Annotated in this window: 14 protein-coding genes, 1 tRNA gene and 1 pseudogene; 8 read left to right on the forward strand and 8 right to left on the reverse strand. The window is 68.7% G+C overall.

The window, feature by feature from the left end:
* Positions 1-255 precede the first annotated feature (255 nt).
* Positions 256-1,686, reverse strand: a complete 1,431-nt coding sequence (locus tag H3H54_RS18420; protein ID WP_262424996.1) for a YdiU family protein — start codon at positions 1,684-1,686, stop codon at positions 256-258.
* 502 nt (positions 1,687-2,188) lie between these two features.
* On the opposite strand from H3H54_RS18420, the gene H3H54_RS18425 reads away from it, so the two are divergent.
* From H3H54_RS18425 to fdhA, 7 genes and pseudogenes are all read left to right on the forward strand, one after another.
* A complete protein-coding gene (locus H3H54_RS18425) occupies positions 2,189-2,932 on the forward strand; it encodes an ROK family protein (RefSeq protein ID WP_262424997.1) in 744 nt (247 codons plus the stop codon).
* Between the two features lie 47 nt (positions 2,933-2,979).
* The gene (locus H3H54_RS18430; RefSeq protein WP_262424998.1) at positions 2,980-3,861 is read left to right on the forward strand and encodes a sugar phosphate isomerase/epimerase; all 882 of its coding nucleotides are present in this window, start codon (positions 2,980-2,982) and stop codon (positions 3,859-3,861) included.
* 30 nt (positions 3,862-3,891) lie between these two features.
* Entirely contained in the window at positions 3,892-4,293 is a 402-nt protein-coding gene (locus H3H54_RS18435; RefSeq protein ID WP_262424999.1) for a Gfo/Idh/MocA family protein, read from the forward strand.
* Complete coding sequence (locus H3H54_RS18440; RefSeq protein ID WP_262425000.1) at positions 4,242-4,757, forward strand: Gfo/Idh/MocA family protein; 516 nt, start codon at positions 4,242-4,244, stop codon at positions 4,755-4,757. Before H3H54_RS18435 ends, H3H54_RS18440 begins: the two co-directional genes overlap by 52 nt.
* Positions 4,754-4,951, forward strand: a complete 198-nt coding sequence (locus tag H3H54_RS18445; RefSeq protein WP_262425001.1) for a Gfo/Idh/MocA family oxidoreductase — start codon at positions 4,754-4,756, stop codon at positions 4,949-4,951. The genes H3H54_RS18440 and H3H54_RS18445 overlap by 4 nt, the downstream gene beginning before the upstream one ends.
* Positions 4,952-5,095: 144 nt before the next feature.
* On the forward strand, positions 5,096-5,320 hold the full coding sequence (locus H3H54_RS18450) for a DUF2249 domain-containing protein (RefSeq protein WP_262425002.1): 225 nt from the start codon (positions 5,096-5,098) through the stop codon (positions 5,318-5,320).
* A 168-nt stretch (positions 5,321-5,488) separates the two neighbouring features.
* Positions 5,489-6,714: pseudogene (gene fdhA, locus H3H54_RS18455) on the forward strand (formaldehyde dehydrogenase, glutathione-independent).
* Positions 6,715-6,786: 72 nt separating this feature from the next.
* On the opposite strand, the gene H3H54_RS18460 reads toward fdhA, so the two are convergent.
* Positions 6,787-8,409: an HNH endonuclease signature motif containing protein gene (locus H3H54_RS18460; RefSeq protein ID WP_262425003.1), complete on the reverse strand. Its 1,623-nt coding sequence runs from the start codon at positions 8,407-8,409 to the stop codon at positions 6,787-6,789.
* A 473-nt stretch (positions 8,410-8,882) separates the two neighbouring features.
* Between H3H54_RS18460 and H3H54_RS18465 the strand changes: the two genes are divergently transcribed.
* Complete coding sequence (locus H3H54_RS18465; RefSeq protein ID WP_262425004.1) at positions 8,883-9,431, forward strand: NYN domain-containing protein; 549 nt, start codon at positions 8,883-8,885, stop codon at positions 9,429-9,431.
* A gap of 18 nt (positions 9,432-9,449) precedes the next feature.
* Here the strand turns inward: H3H54_RS18465 and H3H54_RS18470 are convergent, their stop codons facing one another.
* The 6 genes from H3H54_RS18470 to rplI form a co-directional block, all read right to left on the reverse strand.
* Positions 9,450-10,271: an alpha/beta hydrolase gene (locus H3H54_RS18470; RefSeq protein WP_262425005.1), complete on the reverse strand. Its 822-nt coding sequence runs from the start codon at positions 10,269-10,271 to the stop codon at positions 9,450-9,452.
* Positions 10,272-10,349: 78 nt separating this feature from the next.
* Positions 10,350-10,434, reverse strand: a tRNA-Leu gene (locus tag H3H54_RS18475).
* A 129-nt stretch (positions 10,435-10,563) separates the two neighbouring features.
* Positions 10,564-11,199, reverse strand: a complete 636-nt coding sequence (locus tag H3H54_RS18480) for an amino acid permease (RefSeq protein WP_262425006.1) — start codon at positions 11,197-11,199, stop codon at positions 10,564-10,566.
* A complete protein-coding gene (locus H3H54_RS18485) occupies positions 11,142-12,002 on the reverse strand; it encodes an amino acid permease (protein WP_262425007.1) in 861 nt (286 codons plus the stop codon). The genes H3H54_RS18480 and H3H54_RS18485 overlap by 58 nt, the downstream gene beginning before the upstream one ends.
* 48 nt (positions 12,003-12,050) lie before the next feature.
* Positions 12,051-12,332, reverse strand: a complete 282-nt coding sequence (locus tag H3H54_RS18490) for a hypothetical protein (RefSeq protein ID WP_262425008.1) — start codon at positions 12,330-12,332, stop codon at positions 12,051-12,053.
* A 75-nt stretch (positions 12,333-12,407) separates the two neighbouring features.
* Positions 12,408-12,878, reverse strand: a complete 471-nt coding sequence (rplI, locus tag H3H54_RS18495) for a 50S ribosomal protein L9 (RefSeq protein ID WP_262425009.1) — start codon at positions 12,876-12,878, stop codon at positions 12,408-12,410.
* Between the last annotated feature and the right edge of the window lie 17 nt (positions 12,879-12,895).

The raw sequence follows: 12,895 nt of genomic DNA on the forward strand, positions 1-12,895 counted from the left end.
CGCTGCCGATGAGCGCCCCCAGGGTGCCGCAGCGCCCTTCGAGGGCGCTCGCGCGGCCACTGGCGTCGCTTCCGAACGCGGTCAGCTGTGTGGTGTCAGCACCCCAGAACATGGCACCCCCGTGGCATGGCAACTCGATGATTTGCCTGATTCTTGCTGGGGAGAGCCGGGAAAGGAATGGGGAGGACTACCCATGCGAGGGCAGAGCGGGGGCGGGGGTCGGGCAGCGAGGCGGGGTGGCGACTGTGCCGCAGCTCAGGTGCCGCAGAAAGTCAGGAAGTGCTCCCCGCCGTTCCCGGGCCCCTCGAGGTGCTCGAGGCCGGTGCGCCGGGTGAAGGGGTCGCTCACAGCGTCGAGCAGCACCCTCACCGGTTCGAGATCGCCCAGGTGAGCGGCGCGCAGGGCGGCGTCGAGGTGCACATTGCGGGGGATGTAGATCGGATTCGCGTTCAGCATGGCAGCTGCAGCGTCATCTGCCTGCCCGTCCCCTCCGCGCAGCGGCTCGAGGCGGCTCACCCACGCCCGATACGGGTCGGATTCGTTGAACAGGCCTTCCGCTCCCCCTTCGGCGAGCGCCCGGAAGAACATCGTGTGGTCCACCGTCTGCTGCTCGAGCAGAACGAACAGATCATCGCCGAGCCCCCGGACCTCCTCGCTGCTGGCGGATGGGATGCCCAGCTTCCGCGCGAGGCCGCGTGCGTGCGCCTCGAGGTAGCGGGCTTCGAAACCTTCGAGCACCTCGGTCGCCGCGTCGACGGCAGAGTTGGGCTGGCCCGGATCGATCAGCTCGACGAGCGTCTCCGCGAAGCGGGAGAGGTTCCACAGGGCGATGCCGGGCTGGTTGCCGTAGGCGTAGCGGCCCCCGCGGTCGATCGAGCTGAACACCGCGCCGCGGCGGTGCTCGTCCAGCACGGCGCAGGGCCCGTAGTCGATGCCCTCGCCGGAGAGCGCCATGTTGTCGGTGTTCATCACGCCGTGGACGAACCCGGCCAGCATCCACTGCGCGACGAGCTCCGCCTGCGCACCCGTCACCGCGTCGAGCAGGGCCAGCGGCCCGTCGGCGGAAGGGTGGTGCCGCGTGAGCGTGTACTCCACGAGCCGCTCGCGCACCTCGGGATCCAGGTGCCAGGCGGCGTGCTCAAAGGTCCCCACCCGCAGATGGCTCGCCGCGACTCGCAGCAGCAGCGCTCCGGGTTCGGGGGTGACGCCCTGGCGCGGGGCGATCTGCTCTCCGGTGGAGACCACGGCCAGGGCGCGGGTGGTGGGCACGCCGAGGGCATGGAGCCATTCGCCGATGACGGCCTCGCGGAGCATCGGCCCCAGCGGTGCCTTCCCGTCCCCGCCGCGGGCGAAGGGTGTGCGGCCGGCGCCTTTGAGGTGCAGGTCGTGGCGGCGCCCTGCGGGGTCCACGCGTTCGCCCAGCAGCACGGCGCGGCCGTCCCCTAGCTGCGGGTTCGGGGTGCCGAACTGGTGGCCTGCATAGGCCTGCGCGACGGTGCCATCGATCTGTCCAGTCAGCAGCGCGATGCCGTCCTCGCTGCGCAGCTGCTGGGGGTCGTACCCGAGCTCGCGGGCGAGCTCCTCGTTCAGCCAGACGATCTCGGGCCGGGGAGGCTTCTCGGCCGGCCAGGGCACGGACAGCTCGGGGACGGCAGCGGCGTAGGTGTGCTCCAATGGCGTCTGCATCCTCCGATCCTCCCACTGCGCTCGGGTCCCCACGGTTGACGCCCCCGCCCTTGAGCCGCCACACTGGCGATGCACATTGTGCAACCCGGTTACCAAATCGTCCCGGGTCGATGACGGCGAGCACGAGGCGGACTGATGACCACAGCATCTGCGGTGCGCCAGGCCAATGCTCGCGACTGCCTCCTGGTGCTGCGGGGGCGGGCTCCGCGCTCACCGTCGGCGAGCTCGCTGCCGCGACCGGGCTGTCGCGTCCGACCGTCGACGCCGTGCTGCACGACCTCGGCGGCGCCGGTGCCGTCGTGCCCGCCCCGACCGCGATCTCCGGAGCCGCCGGCCGACCCGCTCGCCGCTTCGTCTTCGACCCCGAGGTCTCGACCGTCGCGGCACTGGATATCGGGGCCCGTTCCGTGCGATGCCTGGTCACCGACGCCTCCGGCCGACTCGTCGCCCAGGCCTCCACCCCCTCACGGGCTCCGATCCGCTCGACGCGCTCGAGCGGGCGGTGCGGGAGGCCGGGACCACCCCGGGCGCCCTCGGCATCGCCGCTCCCGGCATCCTCGGGCCCGACGGCCGTATCGCACAGAGCCTGGCGGTTCCCGAGCTCATCGACGTCGACCTCGCCGGAGAGCTCTCGCAGCGCCTGGGCTGCCCGGTGGTCGTGGAGAACGACATCAAGCTCGCCGCGCTCGCGGAGCACCACCTCGGGGGCGAAGCGGAGAGCATGCTGTTCGTGCAGCTCGGCAACCGGATCTCCGTCGCGGCGATCCTCGACGGGAAGATCCTGCAGGGTGCCCACCGCCTGGCCGGCGAGCTCGGCAGCCAGCGCGGGATGCGCTGGACGGAGAGCTCGAGGCGCGGCCGCCTGACGTGGTCCACCGGGGACGAGGCGAAACCGCTGCTGGAGCGCGCCGCGCACGGTGACGCCGACGCCCAGCGCGAGATCGCAGATTTCTGCGCCCAGATCGCGCCGCGCCTGGCCACCGTGCTGCTCACGCTCGACCCCGAGCGTGTCGTGGTCGGCGGCGGCCTCTCCCGGGCCGGGGCCACGCTCCTGGATCCGCTGCGTCGGGCGCTCGGCGGTCTGCTCATGACGGGGCACGCCCCGGAAGTGGTCGGCGCACGCCTGACCACCGACGGCGTGCTGGTCGGCGCGCTCGGCCTCGCCTTCGCGCACGGATCCGTGCAGCTCTTCGGGGTCCCCGAGGTCCCCGCCCCCTGGGACCACCTTCCGACCACCCAGACGTGACGACTTCACCCCCGCCCAGTCCGCACCTCCGATCGCGAAGGACCGCCATGACCGCCGACATCACCTTCGGCTTCAGCTCCTACAGCTTCCATTCCAAGCTCTCCACCGGAGAGATGACGCTGCCCCAGGTCATCGAATGGATCGCCGCGAGCGAGGGGGAGCATCTCGAGCTCGCCGTCCTCGGCGACGACGCCGACTCCCCGATCCCGAACATCGCCTCCGACCCCGCCTACGTCGACCAGATCCGTACCGCCGCGGAGGCCGCCGGAGTGCCGCTCACCAACCTCGCCATCGGCGCGGATCTCTCCGACGGGGACCCGAAGCAGATCGAGCGGGTGAAGAAGTACGTCGACCTCGCCGAGCGGCTCGGGATCACCCGGATGCGCCACGACGTGGTGCCGCACAGAGGCCACGAGGGGGACGACACTCCGCTGTTCGAGCAGGTCCTGCCCTCGATCGTCGCCGCGAGCAAGGAGATCGCGCAGTACGCCGCGACCAAGGGCATCACCACCAGCCTCGAGAACCACGGCTTCTTCGTGCAGTCCGCCGAGCGCGTGCGCCGGATCATCCACGCCGTCGACGAGCCGAACTTCCTCACCACCCTCGACGTGGGCAACTTCGTGTGCGTGGACGAGGCTGCCGAGGTGTCCGTCGCCCAGAACCTGCCGTACGCGATGGTCGTGCACTTCAAGGACTTCTACATCCGACCGGCCGACGCAGCGCCGGGCGCGGGCTGGTTCCGCAGCCGCGGCGGGAAGCACCTGCGCGGCGCCGTGGTGGGCAACGGCGACATCGACCTGCGCGCTGTCGCCCGCGCGATCACTGAATCCGACTTCACCGGCTACGCGGCGATCGAGTTCGAGGGCTGGGAGGACTGCCTGCTCGGATGCGAGCGCGGCATCGCCTACGCCAAGAGCCTGTTCGCCTGACCCCTCCCCCACGACGTGAAAGAGAACCCCATGACGAAGTTCCGAGTCGGCGTCATCGGCGCCGGAAGCATCGCCCAGTCCCATCTCACCGCCTATTCGAAGAACCCCGACGTCGAGCTGATCGCGGTCGCCGACATGAACCTCGAGCGGGCGCAGTCGGTGGCCGATCAGTTCGGAGCGAAGCGCGCCTACGCGGATCCGCACGAGCTGCTCGCGGACGCCGAGATCGACGGCGTTTCCATCTGCACCTGGAACAACTCCCACGCCTCCTGGGCGATCGCCGCAGTCCAGGCGGGCAAGCACGTGCTGGTGGAGAAGCCGATCGCGCGCACGCTCGAAGAGGCGGAGGAGATCCAGCGGATCGTCGAGGCGAGCGACCGGTGGTGCAGGTCGGCTTCGTGCGCCGCCATTCCCCGAACTGCCAGGTGCTGAAGTCGTTCATCGACGCGGATGAGCTGGGCGAGATCTACTACGCCAAGGCCAGCTGCATGCGCCGGGCGGGCAACCCCGGCGGTTGGTTCGCGAACAAGGAGATCTCCGGCGGCGGGCCGCTGCTGGACATCGGCATCCATGTGCTGGACCTGTGCTGGTACCTGATGGGCAGCCCGAAGGTGGTCTCTGTCAGCGGCAACACCTACGACAAGCTCGGCAGCCGCGGGAACATCACCACGATGCCGCGCTACAAGGCCGCGGACTACGACCCGGCGCTCAACACGGTCGAGGACCTCGCGAACGCCGTGATCCGCTTCGAGAACGGCGCGTCGCTGCTGCTGGACTGCTCGTACTCGCTGCACGCCACGAAGGACTCGATCGACGTATCGGTGTACGGCGAGAAGGGGGTGCGGTGCTCGAGCCCGCGCTCCACATCGCCACCGAGATGCACGATTCGGTGGTGAACATCGAGCCGCAGATCGGCTCGCGCACCTTCGAGTTCGGCACGGGCTTCGCCAACGAGATCCAGAACTTCGTGGATGCGTCGCTGGGTCGGGCCGAGTCTGTCGCCCCGGCGTGGCATGGGGTCGAGATCGTGCGGATCCTCGAGGCGATCTACGAATCGGCAGCGGCCGGCCGGGAGATCTCGCTGGTCTGAGGAGTAAGCAGCGGCGCGGGGCCTTGGTCCTGGCCAAGGCGGCGCGGCCTGGGGTGTGATGGGTCGATGACACAGAACCTTCCCTTCCCGGGCCAGCCCTCCTCGGATGGCCATCAGTGCACCTGCAGCGATCACGAGGCGGAGGTGCCTCGGCTGAACGCCAGTGCGATCCCGCACGCGATCCGCCATGCCGCGGTGTTCGGTGCGTTGGATGCGATCCGTCCGGGCTTCGCGATGGATCTCGTGGCCCCGCATGATCCGAAGCCGCTGCTCGCTCAGGCCGAGGAACGCTACGACGGTGACATCGATGTGAAGTACCTCGTGAGCGGCCCGGAGGAGTGGGTGCTGCGTCTGACGAAGAGTGCCTGACGCGCTGGTTCGAGCAGGTCAGCACGGCGCGCGGGGCTTACCTGACGTCCATGTGAGGCCTGGGCGGATGGTTGACTTCGTGACCCAGCACACACAGGATTGGGCTGGTGCGGCTCGACGACGGATGCGCGGTGCATCGCGGGTCGCCCGGAGCAAGGAGGCTCATCGATGTCCAGCAATCGCGCGATCGCTTACAAGGGAACCGGCAAGGTCGAGGTCATCGACATCGACTATCCGACCTATGAGCTGAAGGACGGCCCGGGGTGAACCCCGACAACGTGGGCCGCCAGCTCCCCCACGCGGCGATCCTCAAGGTCGTGACCACGAACATCTGCGGCTCCGACCAGCACATGGTCCGCGGTCGCACCACCGCTCCGGTGGACCTGGTGCTCGGGCACGAGATCACCGGCGAGGTGATCGACACCGGGCCAGGCGTCGAGTTCATCAAGAAGGGCGACCTGGTCTCGGTGCCCTTCAACATCTCCTGCGGACGCTGCGAGATGTGCAAGAACCGCCGCACCGAGATCTGCCTGAACGTGAACCCGGATCGCCCGGGCAGCGCCTACGGCTACGTGGACATGGGCGGCTGGGTGGGTGGCCAGGCCGAGTACGTGCTGGTGCCCTACGCGGACTGGAATCTGTTGAAGTTCCCGGACAAGGACCAGGCAATGGAGAAGATCCTGGACCTGACGATGCTCTCGGACATCTTTCCCACCGGCTTCCACGGGGCCGTCTCCGCAGGGGTCGGACCGGGCTCCTCGGTGTACATCGCGGGCGCGGGCCCGGTGGGCACGGCCGCGGCCGTGGGTGCCCAGCTGCTGGGCGCCTCCGTGGTGATCATGGCGGACATGAACGAGGAACGGCTGGCCAATGCGGCGAAGTTCGGCTGCGAGACGATCGACGTGTCCAAGGAGGACGCGCGCGAGGGCATCGCACGGATCCTGGGCCGTGAGGAGGTCGACGCCGGCGTGGATGCGGTGGGCTTCGAGGCCCGCGGCCACGGCAAGGATGCGCAGGAGGCGCCGGCGACGGTGCTGAACACGCTGATGGACGTCACCCGCGCGGGCGGTGCGCTGGGCATCCCGGGCCTGTACGTCACCGGCGACCCGGGCGGCGTGGACGAGGCCTCGCAGGAGGGCTCGCTCTCGTTGCGGCTCGGCCTGGGTTGGGCGAAGGCGCTGTCCTTCACCACGGGCCAGTGCCCGGTGATGAAGTATCACCGGCAGCTGATGCAGGCGATCCTGCACGACAAGGTGCAGATCGCGGACGCGGTGAATGCCGTGGCGATCTCCCTGGATGATGCCCCGGCCGGCTATCAGAAGTTCGATTCCGGTGCGGCGACGAAGTACGTCATCGATCCGCATGGCATGACCGGGAAGGTGCAGCCGGTCTGAGGATGATCCGTCACCCCACCGCCTGCGCACGAGCGGGTGCCGCTCCGGTCAGAAGGAAGGGTCGCGCGCCGGTCAGAAGGGCGGCGTGGTCGCATCGGCGGTGGGGCCGGGTGGGATGATCCGGCGCCCGCGGTGAGCGGCGAGAGCGGCGGCGCGTTGCTCCGCGGCCCGTTCCTGTCGAGGGCGGGCCTTGTTCTCTGCGTGGAGTCTCGTTGCTTCGTCGTGGGCGTGCTGGTGTGCGCGCCAGGCGCGTTCCATCACCTTGACGGTGTGCGGGGTGAGCAGGTCGGTGTTCTCTCGGGCGCGTGCGCGGATCTCCCGATCGATCATCCAGGTCGTCTCCAGAGGCCCGGCAGTGGTGGTGCCATCACCCGTCTCGGGGTCGTCGTGGGGGTCGCGTTCGGGGTCGATCAGGCCGGCTGTCTTCATCTGGTGGTGCTGCCAGCACAGGCGGTGGAGGTTCCACAGGCTGGTCTGCCCACCGCGGCCGGGGTGGTCGTGGTCGTACTCGATGATGTGGTCATCCTCCGCCGCCATGGCCGTGGACCGGGTACAGCCGGGCACCGCGCAGACCGGATGACGCAGCCGCAGCTGGAGCCGCATCTGCGACGTGGGCTGATAGGTGGTGGCGCTGACGGGGAGATGCGCACCGGTCATCGGGTCGGTCAGGATCCTCTGCCAGGTGCCCTCGCCCGCCGCGAGCTCGCGAGCCAGCTCCGCAGGGACCGGGGTCATCCCATCGAGCATTGCCGGGGCATCGTCAAGGCCCAGCAGCGTCGTCGCGGGTACGGTGACGAGGATCTTGTACGGCTTCGCGGTCTCTTCGACCGGGTCGATATCCATGATCGAGTGAGTCAGAATCGCATAACGCAGCGTCCGCAACGACAGGGCCTTGCCGCGCTCTGGTAGATCGCGGTCGATGTCGAAGGGGAGCGGGCCCTCAGCACCGGCCTCCAGCGCGGTCCGCTGAGCTTTCTGGACCGTGCGGGACGCGACATCGAGCCGGTGGGCGAGGGCTTGGATCTCCGGGATCGGACCTGTCACCAGCAGCGATGCGGTCCCCGTCTCGGTATCGACGTCCACGATCTCGACATCGCGCGAGCGTGAGGGCGGGGTGGGCAGGGAGCCGGCGGTCGCGAGCTTCACCGCGAGGCGCACGTGTTTCTCGAAGGTGTCCTGCGAGACCGACGGCAGCTCCACCCCCGCCATATGGGCGTCGACCTCGCGGGCCTGGTGCTCGGTGAGACGACGGACATGCCGGACCAGGTAGTGGTGCCACTCCTCCGGCAGATCCCCGCGACGGAGATACGTGAACGTCAGCGGCATCCACTCAACAGCGGCATGCGCATCACGGACTTTCGCCCAGGAGCGCATGTAGCTGCAGCGCAGACCGGCCGCGACCTTCAGGGCCGTCACTTCCGAGTCATCCAGCACGCCCCGCACCTCAGGATCCTCACGGAAGAAGGTCGCCAGCTGACGCAGGTGGTGGGCGTGGAGGCTCGCGCGGGTACGCATCGTGCGATGCAGCCCGAGCACCCGCCCAGCCTCGAGACTGCCCGGCTCAACCTCCTCGAGGAGACAGTCCTCATCCAACTCCCGACGCGCCCGCACCGACCACTCCGGCAAGGCCTGCGCAGGAGTCGGCGCTCCGTGAGCAGCCAGCTCGTCATGCTCGCGCTCATCGAACTCACCCACCGAACCCACCCCTCACACGTCGTCGAATCTGCCACGAACCACTGCCCGCGAGATTCCTCGAGACTATTCGAGACAAGTCATTTACTGAAGGGGCGGGGTGAAATGGGGATGAATCTGTGGATAAGTCGCCGGTGTGGAGGAAACGTTCTGTGGATAACCCGTCGGTGTGGAGGAACGGTCCCGGGCCATCGCCCCCCACCTGCACCACCCTCCCCGCCACGAACATTCCGTCCGGGCCACCGCCCCCGACTGAGCCCGTACCGTCCAATAACCATCGGCTCTCTGCAAAAGGTTCCCTCACACGCAATACGGGGCATCCGCGCATTCATACGAACAAGAATGCGGAACGGCCCTCGCCCGCGACATATACAGAAACATTGATTTCGAACAGCAGAACCATCACACGTGCGGACGGCAGGGAGGATGACGCCGCAGAGGACTCAGCGTCCTCCACGAGCGCGTAAGGTCGACCCATGACGGAACGCACCACGTACCTCCTGGTGGACGGCGAGAACATCGACGCCACGCTCGGAGTCTCGGTCCTCGGCCGACGCCCCCAGCCCGACGAGCGCCCTCGATGGAACAAGCTCCTCCACCACGCGGAGTCGGCGTGGCGCCAGCCGGTGAAGGGCTTGTTCTTCCTCGCCGTCGAGGACAGCCTCCCCTCCGGCTTCGTGCAGGCGCTCATCGCGATGGGCTACAAGGCCGTCCCGCTGCGCGGCGAGGGCAAGGTCGTGGACATCGCGATCCAGCGCACCGCCGAGGCGCTGCAGTCCCGCGAGGCCGACGTCATGCTCGTCAGCCACGACAAGGACTTCGTCCCCCAGATGGAGGATCTGGCCGCGACGGCCGGTCGCCGCACCGCGCTCGTCGGCTTCCGCGAGTTCATGGCCGCGGATCTGCAGGACATCCCCGGGATCGAGTTCCATGATCTCGAGTACGACGTCCACGCGTTCACGAGCCGTCTGCCGCGCGTGCGGATCATCGACATCGACGAGTTCGATCCGTTCGAGTTCATCTGAGCCGCGTCCGGGGCGCTATCACCCCCGCACGCTCAGCACGCCCTCCACGAAGCCGATCACATCCGCGAGCACCTCGTCGCGATCGGTCTCGTTGAAGATCTCGTGCTGGGCGCCGGGATACGTCTTGGTGAAGGTGCGCGGGCCGCGCAGCTCGAGCAGGCCCTCCCAGCTGGCCGGGAGCGGGACGAGGCGGTCGTCCTCGCCGTGCAGGTACAGCAGCGGATGCTCGCCGACGCTGCCGGCCCCGGTGATGGTGCGCATCGCCTCCTGCATGCCCTCCAGGGTGGGACGCAGGAAGTCCCCGTGCCAGACCAGCGGATCCTCGGCATAGGCGGTGCCCACCGCCGGATCACGGGAGAGGGTTCCGGGGTCGATCGGGGTCGAGGGGATCTCCTCGAGGGCGAGCAGCTGGTCCACGGTGGCCCAGGAGCCGAGCACGGGACCGGAGAGAACGGTGGCGGCCAGCGCCTCGGCGTGGAGCTGGCTGTAGCGAGCGGCGATGAGGCCGCCCATGGAGTGGCCGATCAGCACGATCGGCAGCCCGGGATGCTCCGCGGCGGCGTGCTGGACCACCAGGTGGAGATCCTCGACGACGTGCTCGTAGTCGCTGATGAGCACGCGCTGGCCGTCGCTGCGCCCGTGTCCCACGTGGTCGGCGGCGTAGACCGCGGCATCGGCGCCGTTCAGGCGCGCGGCGACCCAGTCATAGCGGCCCGTGTGCTCCCCGTAGCCGTGCGCGATCACTGCGACCCAGCGCGGGCGTTGAAGCGGCCAGGAGCGGCCCACGAGGGCGCCGGCATGGCCGGTGAGGGTGAAGTCCGTAGAGGCGTCGTTGCTCATGGAGCCATCATGCCCGGCATGGCGGCCCTGGACATGAAAAACCCCGGTTCACCTGGGTGAACCGGGGCTATCCCTGCGGTGCGCGAGGGGGACTTGAACCCCCACGCTCTCACGAGCACACGGACCTGAACCGTGCGCGTCTACCAATTCCGCCACTCGCGCATATCTTCGGCACCGGGAATCCAGTCACCAAGGCCGAAGGTTCCATAAGGTTACCCCCGCAGAACCTTCAGCCCAAGCCGACGCCCCGCACAGTAACGAAGGACACGTTGAGCAGTTCGGCGACGGCGGATCAGCGCATCGATTCCGCTTCCGCGAAGGCCTCCTCGATGTCCGCCGGGTTGATCCGGCGGCGCGCGACGAGGAAGTAGAGGACCGTGGCAACGAGTACAGCCGGCACGCCCACCATCGCCGCGACCTGCATGCTCGGTCGCACCGCGATCGTCGCGAACACGGCTCCCAGCCCCACCAGGCCGATCACTGCGCTGCCGATACCGCCGGGCATGCGGAAGGTGGCGCCGCTGACGCGCTGACGGCGGTAGACGATGAAGGTGCACAGGATGAGCGCCCACACGAGGATCACCGAGAAGACGACCAGGCTCATCATGTAACCGAAGACCCCGCCCACGCCGCTGAAATCGAGCAGCGCGGCACCGAGCAGGCCCAGCGAGCTCAGCGCGATGCCGACCACGGGCACCTTCCGAGCGGTGGTGAGGGCGGCGAAGCGGGGCGCGAGGCCGTCGGCCGCGAGGGAGTGGATCATCCGGCTGCCGGCGTAGAGGTTGGCGTTGGCGGCCGAAAGCGCCGCGACGAGCACCAGGACGTTGGTGATGTGGGCGGCGCCGGGGATGCCGAGCTGGTCGAAGACCATCACGAACGGCGAGGTGGCGACGTCTCCGCCGGTGCCAGCGGCAGTGCGCCACGGCACCAGGCACACCACGATGCCGATGCAGAAGACATAGAAGAAGGGACAGGCGCGCGACGACGGGTGCGCGCAGCGGTCCGGATCGAGCGGGCGGGGTCCTTGGCCTCGGCGGCCGTGATCGACAGCAGCTCGATGCCGCCGAAGGAGAACATCACCACCGACAGCGCGATCCACACCGGTGCCCAGCCCATCGGGGCAAAGCCCCCGTCGGACGTGAGCAGCGAGAGACCGGGCGCGGGGGCGTCGGGCAGTCCGAAGATCACCAGCACCGCTCCGACGAGAATGAAGACGAAGACGGCGATCACCTTGATCGAGGACAGGAAGAACTCGACGATGCCGAAGGAGCCGACGCTGGCGAGGTTGATCGCGATGATCACGGCGGCGAACAGCAGGGTCCCGGCCCACACCGGGATGGCGGGCACCCAGTAGGTGAGGTAGGCCGCGCAGGCCACGAGCTCCGCCCCGGTCACGCAGACGGTGACGATCCAGTACAGCCACCGCGAGAGATATCCCCAGAACGGGGAGAGATAGCGGGCGGCGAGGGTGCCGAAGCCGCCGCGGACGGGGTGGCGGGAGGCCATCTCTCCCATCGCCAACGCGATCGTGGCGGCGATCAGGGAGCCGATCGCGAAGGAGACGATCACGGCGGGGCCGGCGATGCCGATCGCTTCACCGGAGCCGAGGAAGAGGCCGGTGCCCAGCGCGGAGCCCATGGCGATCATCGCCATCTGGCCGTGACCGAGGGAGCGGGCCAGGCCGTGGTTGCCGCCGGGCAGGGTCGAGGAGGAAGGAGCGGGGGTGTTCACCCGGACGAGGATACGAGGCTCAGACGTTCCGGGGCGCATGCCCGCGGCTCAGCCGTGGGCGGCGCGGTATTCGTCGATCGCGTTCTTCGCCTCGACCAGGCCCGCGCCGGTGTGTTCGCGGTAGGCCTTGATGGCTTCGATGACCTTGTCCTCGGCGATCAGGCGACGGCACTGCTCGGGGATCTGCGGGAGCGCCTCGTCGCGGAGGCGGCGCAGTTCTGCAGCATCGATACCGGCACGGCGCGCGAGCTCCTGGACGAGCCCCTCGAGCGCACGATTTCTGCTCTCGAGGGTGGCGATCTGGTTTCTGAGCTGGCTCTTCCCGAACATGGGGACGACTCTAGTCGCAGAAGCACCCCGCACCGGAACCGGTGCGGGGCGCTTCGAGGACTCGCGCGGAGGAGATCAGACCTTCGCGGGGCCCTTCGCGGCGATGACCTGAACGAGCAGGTTCGCGAAGATGTCCTCGTGCAGACGGACGGTCGCCTTGTGCTCGCCGAGCGAGCGGATCGGGGACACGAACTCGACGGTGCGACGGTCGATGTCCTTGTCGAAGATCGCCTTGACGCCCTCGGCGACCTCCTTGGAGGAGACCGCACCGAAGAGACGGCCGTTCTGGCCGGCGCGCTCGGAGATGACGACGGGCTTCGATTCGAGCGAGGCCTTGAGCGACTTCGCGTCCTCGATGTTGGCGATCGCGCGCTTGCCGCGGGCCGCACGGATCTGGTCGAGCTGACGCTGACCGCCCTTGGTCCACGGGGTCGCGAGACCGCGGGGCATGAGGAAGTTACGGGCGTAGCCGTCCTTGACGTCAACGACGTCTCCGGCGGCGCCGAGGCCCGTGACCTCGTTGGTGAGGATGAGCTTGGTGGTCATGTGATTCCCTTCCTAGC

It is taken from the genome of Brachybacterium sp. Z12 (assembly GCF_014400405.1).
GTDB lineage: Bacteria > Actinomycetota > Actinomycetes > Actinomycetales > Dermabacteraceae > Brachybacterium.

Excerpts from the sequence above, each read along its gene's own strand:
- rplI (WP_262425009.1), bottom strand. The coding sequence starts at position 12,878 with ATGACCACCAAGCTCATCCTCACCAACGAGGTCACGGGCCTCGGCGCC.
- H3H54_RS18490 (WP_262425008.1), bottom strand. The coding sequence starts at position 12,332 with ATGTTCGGGAAGAGCCAGCTCAGAAACCAGATCGCCACCCTCGAGAGC.
- H3H54_RS18420 (WP_262424996.1), bottom strand. The coding sequence starts at position 1,686 with ATGCAGACGCCATTGGAGCACACCTACGCCGCTGCCGTCCCCGAGCTG.
- H3H54_RS18465 (WP_262425004.1), top strand. The coding sequence starts at position 8,883 with ATGACGGAACGCACCACGTACCTCCTGGTGGACGGCGAGAACATCGAC.
- H3H54_RS18470 (WP_262425005.1), bottom strand. The coding sequence starts at position 10,271 with ATGAGCAACGACGCCTCTACGGACTTCACCCTCACCGGCCATGCCGGC.
- H3H54_RS18430 (WP_262424998.1), top strand. The coding sequence starts at position 2,980 with ATGACCGCCGACATCACCTTCGGCTTCAGCTCCTACAGCTTCCATTCC.
- H3H54_RS18435 (WP_262424999.1), top strand. The coding sequence starts at position 3,892 with ATGACGAAGTTCCGAGTCGGCGTCATCGGCGCCGGAAGCATCGCCCAG.